Genomic DNA, 22,938 nt, shown 5'->3' with positions numbered 1-22,938 from the left:
TGATCCGACCAGTTGCTCCGGCTACCGACCGCATCCTACGGCCGGGCCCGTGTCGGCCCCGCTGTGGGAGGATCGGCCTTACCCAGCCGTACACGCGTACGTACACCTACACGTACAACAACGTCGCACCCACCAGGAGCGTGCCCATGCCGCCGAACCCGGTCGCCGAGACCGTCGCCTCGCTGATGCCCCGCGCCAAGAAGGAGCTGGCCGAGCTGGTGGCCTTCCAGTCGGTGGCGGATCCGGCGCAGTTCCCCAGGAGCGAGTGCGAGGCGGCTGCCCGCTGGGTCGCCGAGGCGCTGCACGCCGAGGGCTTCCAGGACGTCGCCCTGCTCGACACCCCGGACGGAACGCAGTCGGTCTACGGGTTCCTGCCCGGCCCCGAGGGCGCGCCCACGGTCCTGCTCTACGCCCATTACGACGTGCAGCCTCCGCTCGACCTGGCCTCCTGGGACTCCCCGCCGTTCGAGCTGACCGAGCGCGACGGCCGCTGGTTCGGGCGGGGCGCCGCCGACTGCAAGGGCGGCTTCATCATGCACCTGCTCGCGCTGCGCGCACTGAAGGCGAACGGTGGCGTCCCAGTGGGCGTCAAGGTCATCGTGGAGGGCTCCGAAGAGCAGGGCACGGGTGGGCTGGAGCAGTACGCCGAGGCGCATCCCGAGCTCCTCACCGCCGACACGATCGTCATCGGGGACACCGGCAATTTCCGGGTGGGCCTTCCGACGGTGACCGCGACCCTGCGGGGCATGACCATGCTGCGCGTCCGCGTCGACACCCTCGAAGGCAACCTGCACTCCGGTCAGTTCGGCGGCGCCGCTCCCGACGCGCTCGCCGCTCTGATCCACCTTCTGGCCTCGCTGCGCGCCGCGGACGGCTCGACGACCGTCGACGGTCTGGAGGCGGATGCGACATGGGACGGCGTGGACTACCCGGAGGCGGACTTCCGCAAGGACGCCAAGGTGCTCGACGGCGTCGGGCTGATCAGCCACGGCACCGTCGCCGACCGGATCTGGGCACGGCCCGCCGTCACCGTGATCGGCATCGACTGCCCGCCGGTCGTGGGCGCCACCCCGTCTCTCCAGGCGAGCGCCCGGGCACAGATCAGCCTGCGGGTGCCGCCCGGCCAGGACGCGGCCGAGGCCACCAAGTTGCTGACCGCGCACCTGGAGTCGCACACCCCGTGGGGCGCGCGGGTGTCGGTGGAGCAGGTGGGCCAGGGCCAGCCCTTCCAGGCCGACACCAGCAGCCCGGCGTACGCCTCGATGGGCGAGGCGATGCGTGTGGCGTACCCGGGTGAGGAGATGCAGTCCTCGGGCATGGGCGGCTCGATCCCGCTGTGCAACACCCTCGCCGCGCTCTACCCCGAGGCGGAGATCCTGCTCATCGGGCTGAGCGAGCCGGAGGCGCAGATCCACGCGGTCAACGAGAGCGTCTCTCCGCAGGAACTGGAGCGGCTGTCGGTCGCAGAGGCCCTGTTCCTGGTCAACTACGCCGAGTCCAAGAGCGCCAAGCACTCGGCGCCCTGATCGCCACCGGCGAAGATCCGTGCGGCGAGCGGATGCACTGCCTACGTTCGCCGCATGGATCTCGTAGAGGTACTTCCCGAGCAGTTGCACATGTTCCGCTTCCCGGTCGGCCAGGCCTATCTCTGGCGCGACGGAGCCGAACTGACCCTGATCGACGCCGGAAACGCCACATCGGCTCCCGAGATCGAAGCGGCGGTACGAAGCCTGGGCCTGCGTCCCCGGAACATCCGCCGGATCGTACTCACCCACTGCCATCGCGATCATGTCGGCGCGGCCGAGGAACTCGCCCTGCGCCACGGGTCGGAGGTCATGGGCCGTCGACTCGTTCCGGCGGCTGGCGGCACTCACCCCCTCCACCGTCTGCTTCGGACACGGCGATCCGCTGACCCAGGACGCCGCGGCCGTCCTGTACGCCTCCGCCCGTGGCTCAGCCGACGGGGACTCCGGCCTCGAGGTTGAGCACGGTTGACCGTTCGCGCGCCCGAAGTGCCCAGCGCAGCCGGTCCAGGCGGACCGCGGGCAGCAGCCCGGACGCTTCCTCCTCGGTGACGAAGCGCCAGCCGCGCAGTTCGGCGCACGGCAGCAACAGGCTCCTCGCCTGCTCGCTGTCGAGCCGACCGCCGTCGAACAAGAGCCGCAGTCCGCCGAACCCCGGCGGCCTGGGCGGCTCCCAGTCGACGACCAACAGCCTGGGCACCTGGTCCAGTTGGAAGCCGATCTCCTCGGCGACCTCACGCATCCCGGCGCGGGCCGGCGCTTCGCCCCGCTCGACGACGCCGCCGGGGAACTCCCATCCGGGTTTGTACGTCGGGTCGACGAGCAGAACCCGGTCGTGCTCGTCGAAGAGCAGCACTCCGGCGGCGAGCGTCTCCGCGGTGGGCTCGGGTGTCTGCACGATGTCGCAGGCACCGGCGGCGCCGGTCTGTACCGCTTCCGCGATGAGCCCGGCCGTCGCGTACGGAGTCAGGGCGCTGTTGTCGATCACATGGGCGTCGGCGGTGAGCCAGGGCAGCGCGGCGCGGTAGGGCTCGATGTGGTCGTACGCCCATTGGCGGACGCGCTCGCTGCCCTCCGGGTCGCTCTCGAACTCCTCGCGGCCGGCTATGCGTGCACGCAGGATCGTTTCCTCCGGGGCCAGCAGCACATGCCGTACGGGAATCCGGCGGGCGGCGAGCCCCCCGAAGATCTCGTCGCGGTACTCCTGCCGCAGGAGGGTCATGGGGACCACCAGCAGTCCGCCCAGCTCGGCCAGCAGCGAGGCCGCGGTGTCGACGACCATGCGGCGCCAGATGGGCAGGTCCTGGTAGTCGCTCACCTCGGCGAGCCGCTTCTGTGGCAGCAGGTGGCGCAGGCCGGCACCGATCAGTTCCGGGTCGTAGAACGTGCTGTTCGGGATCAGGTCGATCAGTTCGCGTGCCGCGCTGGTCTTGCCCGCACTGAACGCACCGTTGATCCAGACAATCACGATTCCCCCTCATCCGTAGCCCACAGTGGCTTGCCCGCAACACCCTGCCACGGAAACCCGGAAGCGGGGGACGGTCACTCAGCCCTTGCTGGAACCGAGCGTCAGGCCGGCGATGAAGTGGCGCTGGAGGAGCAGGAAGACCAGCAGCGTCGGCAGGGCGACGATGACCGACCCGGCCGCCAGCAGGTTGTAGTCGGTGAAGAACTGGCCGCGGAGGTTGTTGAGGGCCGAGGTGACCGGAAGCTTGTCGCCGTCCGAGATGAAGACCAGGGCCCACAGGAAGTCGTTGTACATCCAGGTGAACTGGAGCGTCCCGAGCGCCGCGAGGGCCGGCCGGCACAGCGGCAAGGTGATCCGCCAGTACTGGGTCCACACGCCCGCGCCGTCGACGACGGCCGCTTCCAGGATCTCGTGCGGCAGGGTGCGCATGAAGTTGGCCAGGACGAAGACACAGAAGCCGATCTGGAATCCCACCTGGACCGCTATGACGGCCCAGTAGGAGTCGTACATCGTCATCGAGTCGGACATCCAGTAGGGCAGCGGGATGCGGTTGAAGAGGACGTACAGCGGGGTGACGATGACCTGCTGCGGCAGCAGATTCCCGGCCGTGAACAGCATCAGCAGGACCATGCCGCCACGCATGTCCAGGCGGGCCACGGCGAAGGCGACGAAGGAGGCGAGGAAGAGGGCGAGCAGCACACCCGGCACGGCGATGATCAGGGTGTTGACGAAGTACTTCGTCATCCCGGAGTCGCTGAAGGCCTGCCGGTAGTAGTCGAGGGAGAGGTTCTCCGGGAGCGAGAAGTAACCATGCTCCGACGTCTCCTCGTACGGCCTCAGCGACGCGTAGACGGCAAGGGCCAGCGGCGCGAGGAACGCCAGCGAAACCGTCAGCAGGAAGGCGTGCAGACCCAGCCGGGCCGGACGGACGCGGGGGCGCCGGCCGGTTCCGCCCGGTGCCGGCGGCTGCGCGGGGGCGCGTACGGGTGCGGTGTCCACGGTCATCGGTTCTTCTCCCCCCGGATCTCCTGGACCAGGTACGTCACGACGAAGCCCAGCGAGACGGTCAGCAGGACGACCGCGATGGCCGAGCCGAAACCGATCCGGGCGGCCTCCCCGACGATGTTGTCGGTGACGAGGACCGAGAGCAGTTCAAGTCCGTTCCTCCCCTTGTTGACGGCGTAGACGATGTCGAAGGCGCGCAACGCCTCGATGACGGTGATCACGCCGACGATCACGTTCACAGGCCGAAGGGCCGGGAAGACGACGCGGAAGAAGGTCTGTGCCTCAGTGGCGCCGTCGAGGGCCGCGGCCTCCTTGAGGGAGGGATCGACGGCCTTGAGTCCGGCCAGATAGAGGATCATCACGTAGCCGGTGTGCCGCCAGGCGGCGGCCAGCAGGATCATCCAGAGGTTCAGATCGGGGTCGCCGAGCCAGTCGGTGGGGCTCTGCGTGTCGGCGAGGATGGCGTTCAGCGCGCCCTGGTCGCGGGAGAAGACGAGTTGCGCGATGAAACCGACGACGGCGAGTGAGAGCACCACCGGCATGTATAGCGTCGACTGGTAGAAGCGGCCGAACCGTACGCCCTTGTCGACGAGTACGGCCAGCAGCAGCCCGAACGGCGTGGCCACCAGCCCGAGGAAGGCCAGCCAGAGGAGGTTGTGCCGCACGGCCGGCCAGAACTGCGGATAGCCGCCGAAAAGGTTCGCGTAATTCTCCGTGCCGACCCACGAGATGTCCCCGATGCCGTCCCAACTGGTGAACGACAGCATGACGGAGGCAAGGGTCGGTCCCCACACGATGGTCAGGTCGAGCAGGATCGGTATGCCCAGCAGCACGCCGAGTACGAGGCGGTCACGGCGGCTGAACCGTCGCGGGCCCCGTCGTCCGGCGGGTCGCGACGCGGTCTTGAGCGGCACGGGTCTGGACTCCAGGGGTGTCGTGGCTGGTCAGTCGGCGGCGAAGATGGTCTTCTTCTGCCTCTCGATGCCGTTGACCAGGCCGTCCACGTCCTTCGGGTCGTTGATAAAACTCTGGATGGCCGGAATCATCACCGTCGAGGAGAAGTCCGGCCGGGTGTCGCGGTCGAGGAACTGCGATATCTGCTTGGCCCCGGAGACCAGTGCCACGGCCTTCTTCTGAATCGGGGTGTACTTCGAGGTGTCGGCCTTGTCGCTGACGGCGATGTTGTTGGGGTCGCCGGCCAGGTAGATGTCCTCCGCCTCACCGGTGGCCAGCCAGCTCAGAAGATCCTTCGCGCTCTCCATGCCCGCGTCGCTCCTGAGGTTCCTGGCCTTCTTCGCCAGCAGGAACCCGTCGATGGGCGCCTCGACCGCGTCCTGGCCGTGCTCGGGGTTGATCACCGGAAACGGGAAGAAGTCGATGTCGGCCTGCTCCTCCTCGGGGAACTGGGCCCCGGGATGCGGGAGTCCGAAGACCGCCATGCCCGCTTCCTTCTTCTGGAGACTGGTCGCGGCCTCCTGCCAGGTGCGGCCGTTGGCACCCGGCTGGCAGTACGGGAGGATGCTGCGCCAGGTGTCGAAGACCTGCTTCACCCGGTTGTCCGTCCACGCCTCCTTGCCCGCCATCAGGGACGCGTGGAACTCGTACCCGTTGGTGCGCATGTTGATGTAGTCGAACGTGCCCATGGCCGGCCAGCCGTCCTTGTCGCAGAACGCGATGGGGACCAGCTTGTCCTTTCGCATCTGCTTGGCGAGGGCGAGGTATTCGTCGAGCGTCCCGGGAGCCTGGTAGCCGCGCTCCTCGAACACGCTCTTCCGGTGGAACACCGCCCACGGGTAGTAGTAATACGGCGTGAGGTACTGCTTGCCGTCCTCGCCCGTCGACTGGGCCTTCAGCGCGTCCGAGAAACCCTCGTAACTCTGCCAGTTGTCGCTGATGTCGTGGAGCAGCCCCTTCTTGGCGAAGAACTGCATGCGGTAGCCCGCGAACCACATGAAGACGTCGTCCGGCTTGCCCTGCAGATAGCGGTTGATGTTCTCCTGGAAGGTGTTGTGGTCCACCGTGTTGACCTTGACCTTCCGGCCTTCACCGGCCTGCTTCTCGTACGCGGCGAAGGCGTTGGCGAAGGCCTTTTTCGGCACCGGGTCCGAGGAGTTGGACCCCAGGGTCACGGTCTTGCCGTCTCCGCCGGGGCCGCCGCCGCACGCGGTGAGCAGGGCCGGCAGTGTGACCGCCCCCGCCCCGACTGCCGCACCACGCAGGAGACTTCGGCGGGACATCCGATGTCCTGCCACGCTGCCGGGCGTGACCGAACCTTCGAACGATGACTGTGCCATGTCCCCTCCTCCGGGCTGCAACCGAACACAACCGAACGCAAGGCTTGGATCTCACTCCCAAGAAGGTGTGCAGTCAAGGGGTCTGACGCAACAAAGTCCAACACGGCCTACCGTAAACGCGCGTCACCCAAGCGACACGATGTCATCTTTCCGCCATACCGTCCGAACAGAGCGCCGAAGAGTGGTCGGAGCGCTGACCGGCGTCGTCGCGATCCGCGCAGCAAGTCTGTGAGGCGGCCCTCTCAGGCGCCGGCCGGCGCGGCCGTGGCCGGGGTCACTCCGGCCGTCCGGGCGGCGGCCGCCGCGCCCACCAGACCCGCGTCCGTACCCGTCACCGCGGGTACGACGCGCAGGTTCTGCACGAACGAGAGCGTCGCGTAGTTCTGCAGGGCGCGGCGCAGCGGCGCGAAGAGCACCTCGCCCGCGCCGGCGACTCCCCCTCCGACCACCGCGATGTCGATCTCGACCAGCGTCGCGGTGGCGGCGATCCCGGCGGCGAGCGCCTGCGCCGCCCGGTCGAACGAGGCGCCGGCGACCGGGTCTCCGGCCCGGGCGGCGGCAGCGACCGCGGCGGCCGTGAGGTCGCCGTCCGGCCCCGGACGCCAGCCGTTCTCCACCGCGCGCCGCGCGATGTTGGGGCCGCTGGCGATGCGCTCGACGCAGCCCCTGGACCCGCAGGGGCACGGATCGCCGTCCAGGTCGACGCTGATGTGGCCGATGTGCCCGGCGTTGCCGGTAGGGCCCGGGTGCAGCCGGCCCCCCAGCACGAGGCCGCCGCCGACCCCGGTCGAGACGACCATGCACAGGGCGTTGTCGAAGCCGCGGGCCGCGCCCTGCCAGTGCTCCGCGGCCGTCATCGCGACCCCGTCACCGACCAGGGTGACGGGCAGCCCGCCGGCGGCCGGGCGTACCCGCTCGACCAGCGGAAACCCGCGCCAGCCTGGCACGTTGACCGGACTCACCGTTCCCGCGGCGGCGTCCACCGGGCCCGCGCTGCCGATGCCCAGGGCCTGAGCCCCCGCCCACAGCGGCGATTCGGCCAACTCGGCGAGCACCGCGTCCACGGCACGCATCACCGTCGCGCCGTCCTCCTCCGCGGGTGTCGGGCGCTGCGCACGGACCAGAATCCGCCCGCCGGCGTCCACCAGCGCGCCGGCGATCTTGGTGCCGCCGATGTCGAGCGCGGCGACGAGGTCGGTGTGCATGTGGGTGGGATCTCCAGGTGAGAAGGGGGGCGAGAGGCGGATTCGGTGACCAGTCTCCATTCCTCTGACAACGTTGTCCAGGCTCTATGCTCGACACCACACTCATAGGATCCTCCGACGACGCCCATGCCGACAACGACAGGACAGCGCACTGTGGCCGAGACCGCCCGCCAGCCCGAGCCCCGCTACGGCAACCGGCCGACCATGAAGGACGTCGCCGCCCGCGCCGGAGTCGGCCTCAAGACGGTCTCCCGGGTGGTGAACGGCGAGCCGGGAGTCACCCCCGACACCGAGCGCCGCGTCCAGGAGGCCATCGACGCGCTCGGCTTCCGCCGCAACGACAGCGCCCGGGTGCTGCGCAAGGGCCGCACGGCCAGCATCGGCCTGGTCCTGGAGGATCTCGCCGACCCCTTCTACGGCCCGCTGAGCCGCGCCGTGGAGGAGGTGGCCCGCGCCCACGGCGCACTGCTGATCAACGGCTCGAGCGCCGAGGAGCCCGGGCGCGAACAGGAACTCGTACTCGCCCTGTGCGCCCGCCGCGTGGACGGGCTGATCATCATCCCGGCCGGGGACGACCACCGCTATCTGGAGCCCGAGATCAAGGCGGGCGTGGCCACCGTCTTCGTGGACCGCCCGGCCGGACGCATCGACGCCGACGTGGTGCTCTCCGACAGCTTCGGCGGGGCCCGCGAGGGCGTTGCGCACCTGATCGCCCATGGCCACCGCCGCATCGGCTTCATCGGCGACCAGCCGCGGATCCATACCGCGAGCGAGCGGCTGCGCGGCTACCGGGCCGCGATGGACCGGGCCGGGCTGCCGGTGGCCGAGTCCTGGATCTCGCTGGGCTCCACCGAGCCCTCCCGGGTCCGGGCCGCCGCCACGGCGATGCTGAGCGGGCCGGAGCCGGTGACCGCACTCTTCGCGGGCAACAACCGCGTGACTGTCACGGCGGTACGCGTTCTGGCGAGCTGGGACCGCCCCGTCGCTCTGGTCGGCTTCGACGACATCGAACTCGCCGAGCTGCTCCAGCCCGCCCTGACCGTCATCGCGCAGGACGCCGCGCGGCTGGGCCGGACTGCGGCGGAACGCCTGTTCCGCCGGCTCGAGGGCGCGGGCGGCGCGCCGGAACGCATACAGCTTCCGACACGGCTGATCCGGCGCGGCTCGGGTGAGATCCCGCCCTCCGCCTGATAGCGGGCCGGCTGCGGGGCGGTGGCCGCTCAGCAGGCCGGGAGGCCGGGCACCGGCTGGTCGTTGTCGCCGCCCTGGACGAAGACGACGCTGACGTACACATCGGTGTTGCCGCTGTCGTCGTCGGTCCGGGCCCACCAGACGTTCGTCCACTGCCCGGAGGTCTCGCGACGGCCCAGGTCTGCCTGACAGTAGAAGTAGTTGGTGCCGGCGTTGAGCACACCCACCTCGTTGCCGGAGTGGCTGTAGGACTTGGCAGTGCGCCAGACCTGGCAGTTGTACTTGCCGCCGCCGATGCCGTGGCAGGCCGGTGCCGGAGCGGGCTGGCCGCCGCCGGACGAGCTGGTGGTCCCTCCGCCGCCGGTGCTCGAACCCCCCGACGAGCCGGAGCCGTTCGAGCCCCCCGACGAGCCGGACCCCGCCGAACCGCCGTCCGTACCTCCGGATCCCTTGCCGCCGTCGCCACCCGCGGGCGGTTTCGCCGTGCCGGACGGGGACTTCTCCGCTGCCCCGTCCTTTCCGGACCGGACCGGTGACGCCGAGCCACTCCTGCCCTCGGACGGCAGGGCGCCGGGCCTGAGCCGCTCGCCCGCCGGGGCGGACGCGCCCGGCCGCGCGTCGGCGGCCAGTTCCCGGCCACGCGGGGATTCGTCGGACCGGTCGGTGAGAACGTATGCGAGGGCACCGCCCGCGACGAGCACGGCCGCGACCGCCGCGGCCATCACGGCCCTGTCCCGGCCACCGGCACGGCGAGCACCACCTCGGCCACCCGGCCCCGAGGCCGTCGCCATGGCGGGGGTGGACTCGGGGAGGTTGCTCACCAACGGGCCGAAGCCCGGCGGCTGGTGAGGCACCGCGTTGGCCACGGTCGGCACCTGAGGAGCCGAGGGCCGGGGCACGGCGGGCGGGGGCACCGAGGACGGAGGCACCGCGGACCGGGATGCGGGGCTCACCGGCGGCGCGGCAGGCGCCGGCGCCTCGGCCGGGGCCTCCTGGCCGGTGCCGACCGCCGCGAGCAGCTGCGCCGCCCGCTCGGCGTCGGGACGCTGCGCGGGGTCCTTGTGCAGCAACTGCCGCAGGACGGGCCCGAGCAGCCCGGCCCGCCGCGGTTCCGGCAGCGGTTCCACGACGATCGCGTTGAGCGTCGACCACGTGGAGGTGCGGCGGAAGAGCGGGGCGCCTTCGACGGCCGGGTACAGCGTGGCGCCCAGCGCCCACACGTCGGACGCGGGGCCGGGCTCATGGCCCTGGGCCCGCTCGGGCGCCAGGTAGTCCAGCGACCCGACGATCTCGCCGCTGCGTGTGATATGGGTGGTGGAGCCGTCACCGGGGTCGTCCATGGCGGCGACGCCGAAGTCCGTGAGCACCACCCGGCCACCGCGGTCCAGCAGGATGTTGCCCGGTTTGACGTCGCGGTGCAGCACACCGGCCCGGTGCGCGGCGCCCAGCGCCTCGGCGACCCGGGCACGATGACAGCGGCCTCATGGGCCTCGAGGACGCCGCGCTCGCCCAACACGTCGTCCAGAGACGGCCCGTCGATGAGCTCCATGACGATGACGGGCCTGCCGCCCTCCTCGGCGACGTCGTGCACGGCGACGACTCCGGGGTGCCGGATGCGGGCGGCGGCTCTCGCCTCGCGCTGCATCCGGACCGCGGCGTCGGGTGCGGCGCACCGCACGGCGGAGGATCGCCCTCGTCCTGGACGTACTTGGGCGACTCCGACAACACAGCGAGGTGCCGTAGCCGTCGTCGCGGTCCCGACGAGAGCGCCCGGACAGGGGCCTAGGGGGCGGTGACCGTCAGGGCTGCCCGGCGCGGGATCGCGAACGCCTCGAGATCGGCGCGGGTCAGCCCGGTGAGCCGGGCGACCTCGCCGGTGTCCAGAGCGCCGCAGTCCAAGCCGCGCAGCAGGTAGCCGCTGAGGGCCTTGGCGGTCGCCGGCTCGTCCATGATGTCGCCCTCGGTCTTTGCCACGTAGGCGGCCAGCCGGGCGGCGGCGGGCTCGAGGCCCTCGCGGTAGAAGGCGAACACGGCGGCGTAACGGGTGGGGAGGTGACCGGGGTGCATGTCCCAGCCCTGGTAGTACGCACGGGCCAGGGCGCGGCGGGTGAGGCCGTAGTGCAGCTTCCAGGCTTCGTGGACGTGCGCGGTCGAGCCGACCGGCAGGACGTTGGTGGAGCCGTCGGACACGCGTACGCCCGTGCCGGCGGCGGCGACCTGCATGACGGCCTTGGCGTGGTCGGCGGCCGGGTGGTCGCTGGACTGGTAGGCGGCGCTGACGCCCACGCAGGCGCTGTAGTCGAAAGTGCCGTAGTGCAGCCCGGTGGCCCGGCCCTCGGCGGCGTCGATCATGCGGGCGACGGCGGCGGTGCCGTCGGCGGCGAGGATGGACTGACTGGTCTCGATCTGGAGCTCGAAGCCGATCCGGCCGGGCTCCAGTCCGCGCGCCTTCTCGAACTCCTCGACCAGCCGCACCATCGCGGTGACCTGCTCGGGATACGTCACCTTGGGCAGCGTGAGGACCAGCCCCCCGGGGAGTCCGCCCGCCTCCATCAGGCCGGTGAGGAAGATGTCCAGGGTGCGGATGCCGCGGTCGCGGACGGCCGCCTCCATGCACTTCATCCGGATGCCCATGTGGGGGGCGGTGTTCTCGGGGCTGCCGCTGCGGAAGGCGTCGGCGACCAGGCGGGCGGCGCGAGCGGCCGCGGCGTCCTCCTCGTCGTCCGGACGCGGCCCGTAGCCGTCTTCGAAATCGATGCGCAGGTCCTCGACGGGCTCCCGGCGGAGCTTGGCGCGTACGCGCTCGTAGACCGGGCCGGCGAGCTCGTCGGAGATGCCGAGGACACCGGCGAGGGCGGCGGCGTCGGGGGCGTGCTCGTCGAGGGCGGCGAGGGCCTGGTCGCCCCAGGAGCGGACGGTGCCGGGCTCGAATACGTCGCCGGGGACGTAGACGGTGTGGACGGGCTGGCGGGTGCCGGGGTCTCCCGGGTAGCGGCGGGCGAGTTCCGCGTCCACCGGGGCGAGGGAGGCGCTGATGCCCTCGCTGACCGCGCCTGCGAGGCTCGTTGCCACCTTCTCGTGCTGACCCATCCTGCACCCTCCTATTTCCGCTGCACGGAATCAACAATCCGTATAGCAAAATTAGTCTCCGTGCCCGACCTGCGTCAATGGTTGCCCGGAACGGCCCGGGGCCGCGCGGTGAAGATCACCACGCGGCCCCGGGACTTCCGAGATGCTGCAGGTCAGCCCTTGCGGGACCGGACCTCTTCGGTCAGCTGCGGGACGACCTCGAAGAGGTCGCCGACCACGCCGTAGTCGACCAGGTCGAAGATCGGGGCCTCGGCGTCCTTGTTGATGGCCACGATGGTCTTCGACGTCTGCATGCCGGCCCGGTGCTGGATCGCGCCGGAGATTCCGGAGGCGATGTACAGCTGCGGGGAGACCGACTTGCCGGTCTGACCGACCTGGTTGGAGTGCGGGTACCAGCCCGCGTCGACGGCGGCGCGCGAGGCGCCGACGGCGGCACCGAGCGAGTCGGCCAGCGCCTCGATGACGTGGAAGTTCTCGGCACCGTTGACGCCACGGCCGCCGGAGACCACGATCGCGGCCTCGGTCAGCTCGGGACGGCCGGTGGACTCACGCGGGGTGCGGGAGACGACCTTGGTGCCGGTGGCCTGCTCGCCGAAGGCGACCGCGAGCTGCTCGACCTGGCCGGCGGCCGGGGCGGCCTCGACGGGCGCCGAGTTGGGCTTCACGGTGATGACCGGGGTGCCCTTGGAGACACGGGACTTGGTGGTGAAGGCGGCGGCGAACGCCGACTGGGTGGCCACCGGACCCTCGTCACCGGCCTCGAGGTCGACGGCGTCGGTGATGATGCCGGAGCCGATACGGACCGCGAGACGGGCCGCGATCTCCTTGCCCTCGGCGGACGAGGGGACGAGCACGGCGGCCGGGGAGACGGCCTCGTACGCGGCCTGGAGCGCGTCCACCTTCGGCACGACGAGGTAGTCGGCGAACTCGGGGGCGTCGGCGGCGAGGACCTTCACCGCGCCGTGCTCGCCGAGCACGGAGGCGGCGGCGTCGGCGCCGGAGCCGAGGAAGACGGCGACGGGCTCGCCGATGCGGCGGGCCAGCGTCAGCAGCTCGAGGGTGGGCTTGCGGACGGCGCCGTCCACGTGGTCGACGTAGACGAGAACTTCAGCCATGGGGATTGTCTCCTGCGAATGCGAAGTATCTGGGGGCAGTTGGGGGCAGTGAGCCTTAGATGAACTTCTGGCTCGCAAGGAACTCGGCCAGCTGCTTGCCGCCCTCGCCCTCGTCCTTGACGATCGTGCCCGCGGTACGGGCCGGACGCTGCGCGGCAGCGTCGACCGCGGTCCAGGCGCCCTCGAGACCGACCTCGTCGGCCTCGATCTCCAGGTCCTCCAGGTCCAGGGACTCCACCGGCTTCTTCTTGGCGGCCATGATGCCCTTGAAGGACGGGTAACGCGCCTCGCCCGACTGGTCGGTCACCGACACGACGGCCGGCAGGGACGCCTCGAGCTGCTCGCTGGCGGCATCGCCGTCACGGCGGCCCTTGACGGTGCCGTCCTCGACCGAGACCTCGGAGAGCAGCGTGACCTGCGGGACGCCCAGGCGCTCGGCGAGGATCGCCGGCAGCACGCCCATGGTGCCGTCGGTGGAGGCCATTCCGCAGATGACCAGGTCGTAGCCGGTCTTCTCGATGGCCTTGGCGAGCACCAGCGAGGTGCCCATGACGTCGGTGCCGTGCAGATCGTCGTCCTCGACGTGTACGGCCTTGTCGGCGCCCATGGAAAGCGCCTTGCGCAGCGCGTCCTTGGCATCCTCGGGGCCGACGGTCAGCACGGTGATCTCCGCGTCGTCCGCCTCGTCGGCGATCTGCAGTGCCTGCTCGACCGCGTACTCGTCGAGCTCCGACAGCAGGCCGTCGACGTCATCGCGGTCGACGGTCAGGTCATCGGCGAAGTGCCGGTCGCCGGTGGCGTCGGGCACGTACTTCACACAGACAACGATCCTCAGGCTCACGCCGGCTCTCCTACTGCATCGTCTCTATTGAGCTGCCTTGTGCTTGGCAGCATAGGCGCCTTACTGGGCGGATCCCGGTCGGGGCGGGCCGCGCTCCGAACGAAACATTACTCGTCAGTACACCCAGCAGTTTCCCCGTAAGCAAGCGCTTTGAACTGTGACCTTGCCAACGCTGCGTAACCGGCGTCCTTTCAGTCCCTCAGGGCGTTGAAGCGTCCCTGGTGGTAGAGCAGCGGCCGGCCGGCTCCCTCGGGGTCTCCGACGACGGCCTGCGCGACCACGATGCGGTGGTCCGCTGCAGGCACCCGTGCCACCACCCGGCACACCAGCCACGCCAGTACGCCTTCGAGCACCGGCACGCCCTCGGGCCCCGTACGCCATTCGGTGGGCGGTGCGAATCGGTCGGCGCCGCTGCGGGCGAAGGTGGCGGCCAGCTCCTGCTGGTGCTCGCCGAGTATGTGTACGCCGATGTGCTCCGCCTGGGCGAGAACGGGCCAGCTGGAGGAGCCGGTGCCCACGCCGAAAGAGATCAGCGGAGGTTCGGCCGCGACCGAGTTGAGCGAGGTGGCCGTGAAGCCGGCGGGGTTCTCCCCCGCGGCGGTGATCACCGCGACACCCGCTGCGTGCTGCCGGAAGACCGAGCGGAGGAGGTCGGGCGAAGCCTGACGGAGAGTGCCGAGATCGGGCGTGGCGGTCATGGACTTGTCCTTGTGCGGTGGAGACGAGCTGGGGCCGTGGTTGCTCAGCAACCCGGACAGCGCGCGCTCGCATCGCGGGCGAGGTCCACGTGGACCCGGCCGTGGAGAAGGAGTTGTGGCCGCATGGCGTCAGACTGACGATTCGTGGTGGGTGCAGTCAAGTGCCCGGCCGGAGATGCGAGCCGCGTCACGGCCCGTTCTCGTGCACCTGCCCGCGCCCCCTGCCCGCTCACACCGCTTCGCCGAGTGCGGCGATGACATCGGCCTTCCGGGGTTGCCCGGCCGCTCTGCGGACGACGCGCCCCTGGCGGTCCAGCACCAGTACGGTGGGCGTCTTCATGATCCCCAGCTCACGGACGAGAGAGAGGTTCTCCTCGGCATCGAGCTCGACATGCGCGACACCCGCCACCATGCCCGCCACGTCGGCGAGCGTCCGCCGGGTCGCCCGGCAGGGCTGGCAGAAGGCACTTGAGAACTGGACGAGCGTCGCCCGTGCCCCCAGTTCCGTACCCAGGTCGGCGGCGCCGAGCCACCTCGAGTCGTCCCGCCCCCGCACCTTCAGCCTCCCGCTGCGCCGCGTGTGCAGCAGCCCGAAGACGCTCGCCGCCACGAGCACCGCCACGCACACCATCAGTCCGGTCATCCCACCCTCCAGCATTCACACGACCGCAAGAATTCCCGGTTCTCGGCACGGCATTACCTGCGCCATGCTGGGGCGCATGGACATCGACATCAGGGGCCCCCGGTTCGGCGCGGCCGTCTCCACCGTCGTGCTGGCCGCTGTACTGATCACCGGGAGCGCGTCGCTCCTGGCGTGGCAGACGCTGTGTTTCGCGATCGGGGCCTTCGCCGGCGTCCAGCGTTCGCCGTACGGCCTGCTGTTCCGCGCGGCGGTCCGGCCCCGTGTCGGGCCCCCCACGGAGTTCGAGGACGCTGCGCCGCCCCGCTTCGCGCAAGCCATCGGACTCGCCTTCGCCGCGGTCGGGCTGGCCGGCTACGCCGCGGGGCCGCTGTGGCTCGGCATGACAGCGACCGCGGGGGCGCTCGCCGCGGCCTTCTTGAACTCCGCGTTCGGCTACTGCCTGGGCTGTGAGATGTACCTTCTGCTGCGCAGGGTGACCGCGCGGTCCTCATGAAGTGATGAGAATCTCGCGCCCTGCGGGCAGCAGGACTGGCCACCCGGGCGTACATGGGGCACGATCTGCACCATTGCCGGAACCTACGGCTGCGTAACTTTCGCCGGGAGAACCCTCCCCAGGCATGAGAGAAGGGTCCCCCCTCGAGATGGCAGAGCTGGTATATCCCCCGGTGATCGGTGCGGCGCACGCCGTCTTCAAGGCGTTCGACCTGCGCATCGACATGAAGGGGACGGAGAACATCCCGCGCAAGGGCGGCGCCGTCCTGGTCTCCAACCACATCGGCTATCTGGACTTCATCTTCACCGGGCTCACCGCCCGGCCCTCCAAGCGGCTGGTTCGCTTCATGGCCAAGGAGTCGGTGTTCCGGCACAAGGTGTCCGGGCCGCTGATGCGTGCCATGAAGCACATTCCGGTGGACCGCAAGCAGGGCGAGGCGGCCTACGCGCACGCGCTCGACTCACTGCGGTCCGGTCAGATCATCGGCGTGTTCCCCGAGGCGACGATCTCCCAGTCCTTCACGCTGAAGAGCTTCAAGTCGGGGGCCGCGCGTCTGGCCCAGGAGGCCGGCGTTCCGCTGATCCCGATGGCGCTGTGGGGCACCCAGCGAATCTGGACCAAGGGCCGGCCGCGCAACTTCGGCCGCAGCCACATCCCGATCACGATGCGCGTCGGCGAGCCGATGCCCGCGCCCACCGACGAGTACGCCGGTGCGATCACCCGGCGGCTGCGCGGGCGTGTGCAGGAGCTGCTGGAGGCCGCGCAGCGCGCCTATCCGGTGCGTCCCAAGGACGCGGATGACACCTGGTGGATCCCCGCGCACCTCGGCGGCACCGCGCCGACGCCTGCACAGGTGCGCGAGGCCGGCTGAGCCGAGGGCCCGGCGCAAGCCGGAGGCCCCGGCCGAAACGTCACTCCGGGGTTCCGACCGAGATGTTCGCCCCGGGGCTGCATTTTTCCAGCATCTCGGCGGGTTCGGCGCCCGCGCCGATGAGTTCGCCGTGGGTCGTGGGAGCCAGGCTCTCCAGCAGGAAGACGGCGTTCACCGACTCCTCGGTGAGCCGGGTGCGCACGCCCTGGCGCCAGTTCCGGCGCCGGCATGTGACGCCTTCGTCGTCGCACCAGACGACCTCCCCGGGCTCGGGGTGATCGACAGCCGGTTCGCCACCCGCGACGGTGGCGAACGGCTCCTGGCCCGCCGCCCTGACGAGTCGCATGCCGCTCCGGATGTGATCGGTGTCCTCGCCGCCGACGGGGATCAGGTGGGCCACGCTGATCGCGTCGTAGAGGTCGACCAGCAGGTTGATGCGCGGCAGTCCGCCGTCCGTGAGCGCCCTCCGGGCCAGCGCCTCGGCCGAGTTGCGGGTTCGTGAGGGCTTGGCCCCGAACGAATCGGCCGACCGGAATCAATCGAATTCCGGTCGGCCGCATATCCATGCAAGGTGCTACCTGTTCATCTCTTCCTTGAGCGCCAGGAGGAAGCCGTCGACGTCGTCCTCGGTGGTGTCGAAGGCACACATCCATCTCACGTGGCCGGCCGCCTCGTCCCAGAAGTAGAAGCGGTAACGCTTCTGCAGGCGCACACTCACCTCGTGCGGCAGCCGCGCGAAGACCGCGTTGGCCTGCACCGGGTACAGGATCTCCACACCGCCGACCGCGCGGACACCGTCGGCGAGCCGTTGCGCCATGGCGTTGGCATGCCGGGCGTTGCGCAGCCACAGGTCCTTGGCCAGCAGCGCCTCCAGCTGCACCGAGACGAACCGCATCTTGGAGGCGAGCTGCATGGACATCTTGCGGATGTGCTTCATCGCCCGCACCGCGTCCGGGTTGACGACGACCACGGACTCGCCGAAGAGCATGCCGTTCTTCGTGCCGCCGTACGACAGGACGTCCACACCCACGGTGTTGGTGAACGTGCGCATCGGTACGTCCAGGGACGCCGCGGCGTTGGCTATCCGCGCGCCATCCAGGTGGACCTTCATGCCGCGCTCGTGGGCGTGCTCACAGATGGCCCGGATCTCGTCCGGCGTGTAGACCGTGCCGAGCTCGGTGTTCTGGGTGATCGAGACGACCTGCGGCATCGCCCGGTGCTCGTCCTCCCAGCCCCAGGCCTGCCGGTCGATGAGCTCGGGGGTGAGCTTGCCGTCCGGCGTGGGGACGGTGAGCAGCTTGAGCCCGCCCATCCGCTCGGGCGCACCGCCCTCGTCCACGTTGATGTGCGCGGACTCGGCGGCGATGACCGCGCCCCAGCGGTCGGTCAGGGCCTGGAGCGCGACGACGTTGGCTCCGGTGCCGTTGAAGACCGGGAAGGCTTCGGCGTACGGGCCGAAGTGGCTTCGTATGACCTTCTGCAGGTGCTCGGTGTAGTCGTCCTCGCCATAGGCGACCTGGTGGCCGTCGTTGGCGAGGGCGATCGCCGCCAGAACCTCCGGATGCGCTCCCGCGTAGTTGTCGCTGGCGAATCCGCGCACCGCCGGGTCGTGATGCCGGCGGGCGTCGGTCCTCAGAGTTGCGGGGTCAGCCACAGACGGGATCCATTCACTTCCTGGGCGGGTCGGTCCCAGACGCCGGCGATGGCCTCGGCCAGCTCCGTGACGTCCGTGAAGCCCGCGAACTTCGCGTTCGGGCGCTCGGCGCGCATGGCGTCGTGCACCAGTGCCTTGACGATCAGGATCGCAGCCGCCGTACGGGGCCCCTCCTCGCCCCCCGCCTTGCGGAAGGCGTCGGCCAGCGCCAGCGTCCACGCCTCGGCCGCAGCCTTGGAAGCGGCGTAGGCGGCATTGCCGGCGGTGGGCTTGGACGCACCGGCCGCGCTGATCAGCAGATAGCGCCCGCGGTCACTGCGGAGCAGCCCGTCGTGGAACGCCAGCGAAGTGTGCTGGACGGTCTTGATCAGCAGCTTCTCCAGCAGCTCCCAGTCGGCGAGGTCGGTCTCCGCGAAGGTGGCGCTGCCGCGCCAGCCGCCGACGAGGTGGACCAGACCGTCGATCCGGCCGAACTCCTTCTCGGTCCGCGTAGCCCATTCCCGCGTCGCGCCGAGATCGAGCAGGTCGACGGTGTCACCGACGACGGTGGCCCCTCCGTGGGCGTAACGCGCCGCGTCGACCGCCTCCGCCAGACGGGCCGCGTCGGCGTCGGACGCGACCACGGTCGCTCCCGCCTCCGCCAGCCTCAGAAGTGCTGCGCGGCCTGCCGGGCCGGCGGCGCCTGCCACCGCGACCACCGCTCCCGCGAGCGCCCCGTTGTCGTTGCCGTTTCCGTTCATGGACGTCTCCTCCTGGGCACGAGTGGTCACGCGGCGCTCGCCGCGGTGATCCCCTTGGTGGAGGCAATCACGTCCTTGAGCTTCTTGGAGAGCGCCTCAAAGAACATGCTGAGCGGAAACTCGTCCGGAAGCACGTCGTCGACGAGTTTGCGCGGCGGCAGCGTCAGGTCGAGGGCGTCCGGGCCCTTGGCCCAGCGCGATCCCGGGTGCGGCGCGAGGTAGGTGGAGACCAGGTCGTACGCGGCGAACCAGTGGACGAGCTTCGGGCGGTCGATGCCGGCCCGGTACAGCTCCTCGATCTCGGCGCAGAGCTGGTTGGTGACCTGCGGGGCACGCTCCCAGTCGATCTTCAGGGTGTTGTCCGTCCAGCGGACCACGTCGTGCTTGTGGAGGTACGCGAAGAGCAACTGCCCGCCGAGGCCGTCGTAGTTGCGGACGCGGTCCCCGCTGAGCGGGAAACGGAACATCCGGTCGAACAGCACGGCGTACTGCACATCGCGGCCGTGGACGTTGCCCTCGGCCTCCAGCGTCACCGCCTCCTTGAAGGCGGTGAGGTCGCAGCGCAGCTCCTCCAGCCCGTACATCCAGAACGGCTGGCGCTGTTTGATCATGAAGGGGTCGAACGGCAGGTCACCGTGGCTGTGCGTACGGTCGTGGACCATGTCCCACAGGACGAAGGCCTTCTCGCAGCGCTCCTGGTCGGCGATCATCTCGCGGATGTCGCCGGGGAGTTCCAGTCTCAGGGTGGCGACGGCCGCCTCGGTCACCCGGCGGAAGCGGGCAGCCTCGCGGTCGCAGAAGATGCCGCCCCAGGTGAAGCGCTCGGGCGCCTCGCGCACGGCGATGGTCTCGGGGAAGAGCACCGCGGAGTTGGTGTCGTATCCGGCGGTGAAGTCCTCGAAGGTGATGCCGAGGAAGAGCGGGTTGTCGTAGCGGGTGCGCTCCAGCTCGGCGAGCCACTCGGGCCATACCATGCGCAGGACGACGGCCTCGAGGTTGCGGTCGGGGTTGCCGTTCTGCGTGTACATAGGGAAGACCACGAGGTGCTGCCGGCCGTCGGCGCGCTGCGCGGCCGGCTGGAAGGCGAGCAGTGAGTCCAGGAAGTCCGGAACCACGAACCCGCCGTCGGCCCACTTACGCAGGTCCGCGACGAGGGCCCGGTGGTACGCGGCGTTGTGCGGCAGCAGCGGAGCGAGCTCCTGGATCGCGGCGGCGGCACGCTCCAGCGTGGCCTCCGCCGTGACGCGGGAGGGAGCGCCCTCGGCGCCGAAATCAATGGAGCCGTCCTTGGACTGCCAGGGACGGATCTCTTCCACGGCGGTCTTGAGCACGGGCCATGCCGGGTGGTCGATCACCCGCTCGTCGGTGGCTATGCCCCCACCGGGCACGTCCTGCACAAGAATTTCCGTCATGACACTTCCTTCACAGGAGAACCTCGCGTGAGGACACCGTAGCCGCGCGAGGCTCTTCCACTCAAGTGGGAACTCGGGAAATTATCCCGCGCTTACCCCACTGTCACCGCAATTCTTTCCGTCTGACGCGGCTGCGGCGCTCGCTTCCACAACTTCGGCGGGGGCGTTCCACGAGTCGTCCAGGCCCGGACCGGCCAGGTGACTCCCGGGGACCCGCCCTCCGACTGCCCGAAGCCCCCACGCGTATGCCTGACATTCGTCACACCGGGGATCGCGGCCGTCGTACCGGACGATCGGCCCGGTGCCGCGTCAAGGCGCGCAGGAATCGCCCACGCACGGGTGACGGGATGCGCGGCAGGGTCGGCGGTGAAGGCGGGAGGGCCGGGAACCGCCCGGTTCCACGGGCGAAATTGTGTCGTGTGAGCCCGGTCCCATCGCCGGGGCAGGCCGTTAGGCTCCCTGTTTGCCGCGTGGTCGGTGTCAGGTCGCCGCGCGGGGTTGCCGCCGTCGACGGAAGCGAGAGAGACCTTGACTTTCCTCACCATCGGTCATCGCGGGGTCATGGGTGTGGAGCCGGAGAACACCCTGCGGTCCTTCGCCCGCGCGGAACGCGCGGGCATGGACGTCATCGAGCTGGACCTGCACCTGAGCAAGGACGGCGCACTCGTGGTGATGCACGACGCCGAGGTCGACCGCACCACGGACGGCAGGGGAGCCATCGCCGACATGACCCTCGCCGAGTTGCGGGAGCTCGACGCCGGCCAGGGCGAGCGCATCCCCGTCTTCGAGGAGGTCCTCGACGCGGTGCGGTCGCCCCTGCAGGCGGAGATCAAGGACGTGGCGGCGGCCCGGGCCCTCGCCGACGTGATGCACCGGCGGGACCTCACCGGCCGGGTGGACGTGTCGTCGTTCCACGACGAGGCGGTCACCGAGATCGCGCGGCTCGTGCCGGGCGTACGCACCACCCTGATCGCGAGCCACTACGGCGCCGACGTCGTGGACCGCGCCCGGGCGGCAGGAGCGGAAGCGATCGCCCTCAACATCCGCCGGCTCACGCTGGAGACGGTCGAGAGCGCGCACGCCGCCGGACTGAAGGTCATCGGCTGGGTGGTCAACACCCAGGACCATCTGCGACTCGTCAGGGCGCTCGAGCTGGACGGCGCCACCACCGACTATCCCGAGATCCGGCGCACCGGCCGCTTCACGGCTTAGGGTCCCTCGGAGCAAGCGGGTCCGGGAAGGCCGGCGGACCGGGCGCGGTCAGCCGCCCAGCGGCTTCACCAGGAGCTCGAACTCCAGGTCGTCGCGCTGTGGGATGCCGAAGCGCTCGTCGCCGTACGGGAAGGGCGTCATCTTCCCGGTACGCCGGTACCCGCGGCGCTCGTACCAGGCGATCAGGTCGTCCCGCGCCGAGATGACCGTCATGTGCATCTCACGGGCGCACCAGGTCTCACGTACGGAGCGTTCGGCCTCGGCGATGATCACCTTGCCGAGGCCGGCGCCCTGGAGTTCCGGACGAACGGCGAACATGCCGAAGTACGCGCTGTCGCCTCGGTGCTCGAGCTGGCAGCAGGCCACGAGCCCGCCCCCGCGCTCCACCGCGAGCAGGCGGCTCCCGCGGGACCTGACCACGTCCAGGACACCCTCGGGATCGGTGCGCTGCCCCTCCAGGATGTCCGCCTCCGTGGTCCAGCCCGCCCGGCTGGCGTCGCCCCGGTATGCCGACTCGATCAACTCGACGAGGGCCGGTACATCAGCCTCGGTGGCGTCCCGGAAGGTGAGTTCTGCTGCGGCCTGGCGCGGGGCGGTGTCCATCGGGTGCGGTCTCCGTTTCACGTGCTGGTGTCCCGGCGCCGGGTCCTGCCGCGGCCGCCGGTCCCGGGCACTCAGAGCGTAACCCGGCCCCGTCGGGCGGTCCGTGTGCTCCCCCACTACCCCGCTGCGCTCGCGTGCGCCCCGGGGGGCCGTGGGCATCAACCCCGGGAACACCGTCGAAGGGGAGGTGCGCCTTGCACGGTCCGGTGACGTCCGCATGGCTGCTCGTGGCGCTGTGCGCAGCGACCGGCAGCTACTGCCTGCTGCGGCTGCGCAGTCCGTCCGACGAACAGCGCAGCGCGGCCGGCGGTGAGGCGGTGATGGGCTTCGGCATGGCCGCAATGGCGGTCCCCGCGGCGGTGGCCGGGCCGCCGGAGTGGGCGGGGGCGGCGCTGTGCGGGGTGTTCGGCGTCGCGGCGCTGAGGGCGCTGTGGCTGTCCCGGCTGAGTGCCCACCATCTGCACCATCTGGTCGGATCGCTGGCGATGCTCTACATGGCGGTGACGATGCTGCCGGGCGCCGGCCACGCGGGGCACGGCGCGGCCACGGCCGGTGGCGTCCCCTTGCTCACCGGTCTGCTGCTGGCTTACTACGGGGTGTACGTGCTGCGTACCGGGGCCGGGCTGATGAGCGTCACGGCTGCCGCCCCGGCCGGAGGGCCGGGAGCCGCCGGGTTCGCCGGGCCCGGCTGTCATGGCGGGCCCGGCAAGACCGCCCTGACCGGTTCGAGGGCGGTGCGGCCCGAGGTGACCGACGCCTGCCGGCTGGCCATGGGCATCGGGATGTTCGCCATGCTGCTCGCCCTTTGACCGCAGCACCGCTACGGAAACGTGTCGTCCGTCACTTGGCGGTCAAGGTCATACCCGCGAGTAGCAGCAGC

Annotated in this window: 21 protein-coding genes and 2 pseudogenes; 7 read left to right on the top strand and 16 right to left on the bottom strand. The window is 70.5% G+C overall.

Features of this window, described 5'->3' with window-relative positions; genetic code table 11:
- Positions 1 to 146 precede the first annotated feature (146 nt).
- Positions 147 to 1,526, top strand: coding sequence for a dipeptidase (locus tag AB0M62_RS18815; RefSeq protein ID WP_366075340.1), 1,380 nt, complete (start codon positions 147 to 149; stop codon positions 1,524 to 1,526).
- 54 nt (positions 1,527 to 1,580) lie between these two features.
- A pseudogene (locus AB0M62_RS18810) lies at positions 1,581 to 1,995 on the top strand (MBL fold metallo-hydrolase).
- Here AB0M62_RS18810 and AB0M62_RS18805 read toward each other — a convergent pair.
- The 5 genes from AB0M62_RS18805 to AB0M62_RS18785 all read right to left on the bottom strand — a co-directional run bounded on the left by AB0M62_RS18805 (position 1,954) and on the right by AB0M62_RS18785 (position 7,495).
- Positions 1,954 to 2,991, bottom strand: coding sequence for an NUDIX domain-containing protein (locus AB0M62_RS18805; protein ID WP_366075339.1), 1,038 nt, complete (start codon positions 2,989 to 2,991; stop codon positions 1,954 to 1,956). The pseudogene AB0M62_RS18810 and the gene AB0M62_RS18805 sit on opposite strands and share 42 nt — an antisense overlap.
- 78 nt (positions 2,992 to 3,069) lie before the next feature.
- Positions 3,070 to 3,996, bottom strand: a complete 927-nt coding sequence (locus AB0M62_RS18800) for a carbohydrate ABC transporter permease (RefSeq protein ID WP_366075337.1) — start codon at positions 3,994 to 3,996, stop codon at positions 3,070 to 3,072.
- A complete protein-coding gene (locus AB0M62_RS18795) occupies positions 3,993 to 4,910 on the bottom strand; it encodes a sugar ABC transporter permease (RefSeq protein WP_366075336.1) in 918 nt (305 codons plus the stop codon). Before AB0M62_RS18795 ends, AB0M62_RS18800 begins: the two co-directional genes overlap by 4 nt.
- A gap of 30 nt (positions 4,911 to 4,940) precedes the next feature.
- A complete protein-coding gene (locus AB0M62_RS18790) occupies positions 4,941 to 6,233 on the bottom strand; it encodes an ABC transporter substrate-binding protein (RefSeq protein WP_366075447.1) in 1,293 nt (430 codons plus the stop codon).
- A gap of 299 nt (positions 6,234 to 6,532) precedes the next feature.
- Positions 6,533 to 7,495: an ROK family protein gene (locus AB0M62_RS18785; protein ID WP_366075335.1), complete on the bottom strand. Its 963-nt coding sequence runs from the start codon at positions 7,493 to 7,495 to the stop codon at positions 6,533 to 6,535.
- A 126-nt stretch (positions 7,496 to 7,621) separates the two neighbouring features.
- On the opposite strand from AB0M62_RS18785, the gene AB0M62_RS18780 reads away from it, so the two are divergent.
- Positions 7,622 to 8,686, top strand: coding sequence for a LacI family DNA-binding transcriptional regulator (locus AB0M62_RS18780; RefSeq protein ID WP_366075334.1), 1,065 nt, complete (start codon positions 7,622 to 7,624; stop codon positions 8,684 to 8,686).
- A 29-nt stretch (positions 8,687 to 8,715) separates the two neighbouring features.
- Here the strand turns inward: AB0M62_RS18780 and AB0M62_RS18775 are convergent, their stop codons facing one another.
- From AB0M62_RS18775 to AB0M62_RS18750, 6 genes are all read right to left on the bottom strand, one after another.
- Entirely contained in the window at positions 8,716 to 10,110 is a 1,395-nt protein-coding gene (locus AB0M62_RS18775) for a serine/threonine-protein kinase (RefSeq protein ID WP_366075333.1), read from the bottom strand.
- Between the two features lie 358 nt (positions 10,111 to 10,468).
- Positions 10,469 to 11,776, bottom strand: coding sequence for an aldolase/citrate lyase family protein (locus AB0M62_RS18770; protein ID WP_366075331.1), 1,308 nt, complete (start codon positions 11,774 to 11,776; stop codon positions 10,469 to 10,471).
- 152 nt (positions 11,777 to 11,928) lie between these two features.
- Positions 11,929 to 12,891: an electron transfer flavoprotein subunit alpha/FixB family protein gene (locus tag AB0M62_RS18765; protein WP_366075330.1), complete on the bottom strand. Its 963-nt coding sequence runs from the start codon at positions 12,889 to 12,891 to the stop codon at positions 11,929 to 11,931.
- Positions 12,892 to 12,946: 55 nt separating this feature from the next.
- Positions 12,947 to 13,732, bottom strand: coding sequence for an electron transfer flavoprotein subunit beta/FixA family protein (locus AB0M62_RS18760; protein ID WP_366075328.1), 786 nt, complete (start codon positions 13,730 to 13,732; stop codon positions 12,947 to 12,949).
- Between the two features lie 191 nt (positions 13,733 to 13,923).
- Entirely contained in the window at positions 13,924 to 14,430 is a 507-nt protein-coding gene (locus AB0M62_RS18755) for a flavin reductase family protein (RefSeq protein WP_366075327.1), read from the bottom strand.
- A 229-nt stretch (positions 14,431 to 14,659) separates the two neighbouring features.
- Entirely contained in the window at positions 14,660 to 15,073 is a 414-nt protein-coding gene (locus tag AB0M62_RS18750) for a thioredoxin family protein (protein WP_366075326.1), read from the bottom strand.
- A 76-nt stretch (positions 15,074 to 15,149) separates the two neighbouring features.
- On the opposite strand from AB0M62_RS18750, the gene AB0M62_RS18745 reads away from it, so the two are divergent.
- Together AB0M62_RS18745 and AB0M62_RS18740 are read left to right on the top strand one after the other, a co-directional pair.
- Positions 15,150 to 15,566, top strand: a complete 417-nt coding sequence (locus AB0M62_RS18745) for a DUF4395 domain-containing protein (protein ID WP_366075325.1) — start codon at positions 15,150 to 15,152, stop codon at positions 15,564 to 15,566.
- Positions 15,567 to 15,714: 148 nt separating this feature from the next.
- On the top strand, positions 15,715 to 16,437 hold the full coding sequence (locus tag AB0M62_RS18740; RefSeq protein WP_366075324.1) for a lysophospholipid acyltransferase family protein: 723 nt from the start codon (positions 15,715 to 15,717) through the stop codon (positions 16,435 to 16,437).
- A 40-nt stretch (positions 16,438 to 16,477) separates the two neighbouring features.
- On the opposite strand, the pseudogene AB0M62_RS18735 reads toward AB0M62_RS18740, so the two are convergent.
- From AB0M62_RS18735 to AB0M62_RS18720, 4 genes and pseudogenes are all read right to left on the bottom strand, one after another.
- Positions 16,478 to 16,972, bottom strand: a pseudogene (locus tag AB0M62_RS18735) (phenylalanine--tRNA ligase beta subunit-related protein); the annotation flags it as partial.
- Between the two features lie 39 nt (positions 16,973 to 17,011).
- Positions 17,012 to 18,073 carry a low specificity L-threonine aldolase gene (locus tag AB0M62_RS18730; protein ID WP_366075446.1) on the bottom strand — a complete coding sequence of 354 codons (1,062 nt, stop codon included), beginning with the start codon at positions 18,071 to 18,073 and terminating at the stop codon, positions 17,012 to 17,014.
- Positions 18,070 to 18,831 (bottom strand): SDR family NAD(P)-dependent oxidoreductase, encoded by a 762-nt coding sequence (locus tag AB0M62_RS18725; protein WP_366075323.1) that lies wholly within the window; start codon positions 18,829 to 18,831, stop codon positions 18,070 to 18,072. Before AB0M62_RS18725 ends, AB0M62_RS18730 begins: the two co-directional genes overlap by 4 nt.
- 26 nt (positions 18,832 to 18,857) lie before the next feature.
- On the bottom strand, positions 18,858 to 20,243 hold the full coding sequence (locus tag AB0M62_RS18720; protein ID WP_366075322.1) for a DUF6421 family protein: 1,386 nt from the start codon (positions 20,241 to 20,243) through the stop codon (positions 18,858 to 18,860).
- Between the two features lie 528 nt (positions 20,244 to 20,771).
- Between AB0M62_RS18720 and AB0M62_RS18715 the strand changes: the two genes are divergently transcribed.
- On the top strand, positions 20,772 to 21,455 hold the full coding sequence (locus AB0M62_RS18715; protein WP_366075321.1) for a glycerophosphodiester phosphodiesterase family protein: 684 nt from the start codon (positions 20,772 to 20,774) through the stop codon (positions 21,453 to 21,455).
- 48 nt (positions 21,456 to 21,503) lie between these two features.
- Here AB0M62_RS18715 and AB0M62_RS18710 read toward each other — a convergent pair whose 3' ends face one another.
- The gene (locus AB0M62_RS18710) at positions 21,504 to 22,058 is read right to left on the bottom strand and encodes a GNAT family N-acetyltransferase (protein ID WP_366075320.1); all 555 of its coding nucleotides are present in this window, start codon (positions 22,056 to 22,058) and stop codon (positions 21,504 to 21,506) included.
- 194 nt (positions 22,059 to 22,252) lie between these two features.
- Between AB0M62_RS18710 and AB0M62_RS18705 the strand changes: the two genes are divergently transcribed.
- The gene (locus AB0M62_RS18705) at positions 22,253 to 22,867 is read left to right on the top strand and encodes a DUF5134 domain-containing protein (protein WP_366075319.1); all 615 of its coding nucleotides are present in this window, start codon (positions 22,253 to 22,255) and stop codon (positions 22,865 to 22,867) included.
- The last annotated feature ends 71 nt before the right edge of the window (positions 22,868 to 22,938 follow it).

The sequence above is a fragment of the Streptomyces sp. NPDC051219 genome (genome assembly GCF_040682335.1).
Lineage (GTDB): Bacteria > Actinomycetota > Actinomycetes > Streptomycetales > Streptomycetaceae > Streptomyces.
This window is presented reverse-complemented; position numbering and strand designations above follow the sequence as displayed.

Bases quoted from the DNA above. Each gene is read 5' to 3' on its own strand.
- AB0M62_RS18815 (WP_366075340.1), top strand. From the start codon at position 147: ATGCCGCCGAACCCGGTCGCCGAGACCGTCGCCTCGCTGATGCCCCGC.
- AB0M62_RS18800 (WP_366075337.1), bottom strand. From the start codon at position 3,996: ATGACCGTGGACACCGCACCCGTACGCGCCCCCGCGCAGCCGCCGGCA.
- AB0M62_RS18790 (WP_366075447.1), bottom strand. From the start codon at position 6,233: ATGTCCCGCCGAAGTCTCCTGCGTGGTGCGGCAGTCGGGGCGGGGGCG.
- AB0M62_RS18785 (WP_366075335.1), bottom strand. From the start codon at position 7,495: ATGCACACCGACCTCGTCGCCGCGCTCGACATCGGCGGCACCAAGATC.
- AB0M62_RS18780 (WP_366075334.1), top strand. From the start codon at position 7,622: ATGCCGACAACGACAGGACAGCGCACTGTGGCCGAGACCGCCCGCCAG.
- AB0M62_RS18770 (WP_366075331.1), bottom strand. From the start codon at position 11,776: ATGGGTCAGCACGAGAAGGTGGCAACGAGCCTCGCAGGCGCGGTCAGC.
- AB0M62_RS18765 (WP_366075330.1), bottom strand. From the start codon at position 12,891: ATGGCTGAAGTTCTCGTCTACGTCGACCACGTGGACGGCGCCGTCCGC.
- AB0M62_RS18755 (WP_366075327.1), bottom strand. From the start codon at position 14,430: ATGACCGCCACGCCCGATCTCGGCACTCTCCGTCAGGCTTCGCCCGAC.
- AB0M62_RS18750 (WP_366075326.1), bottom strand. From the start codon at position 15,073: ATGACCGGACTGATGGTGTGCGTGGCGGTGCTCGTGGCGGCGAGCGTC.
- AB0M62_RS18745 (WP_366075325.1), top strand. From the start codon at position 15,150: ATGGACATCGACATCAGGGGCCCCCGGTTCGGCGCGGCCGTCTCCACC.
- AB0M62_RS18740 (WP_366075324.1), top strand. From the start codon at position 15,715: ATGGCAGAGCTGGTATATCCCCCGGTGATCGGTGCGGCGCACGCCGTC.
- AB0M62_RS18725 (WP_366075323.1), bottom strand. From the start codon at position 18,831: ATGAACGGAAACGGCAACGACAACGGGGCGCTCGCGGGAGCGGTGGTC.
- AB0M62_RS18720 (WP_366075322.1), bottom strand. From the start codon at position 20,243: ATGACGGAAATTCTTGTGCAGGACGTGCCCGGTGGGGGCATAGCCACC.
- AB0M62_RS18710 (WP_366075320.1), bottom strand. From the start codon at position 22,058: ATGGACACCGCCCCGCGCCAGGCCGCAGCAGAACTCACCTTCCGGGAC.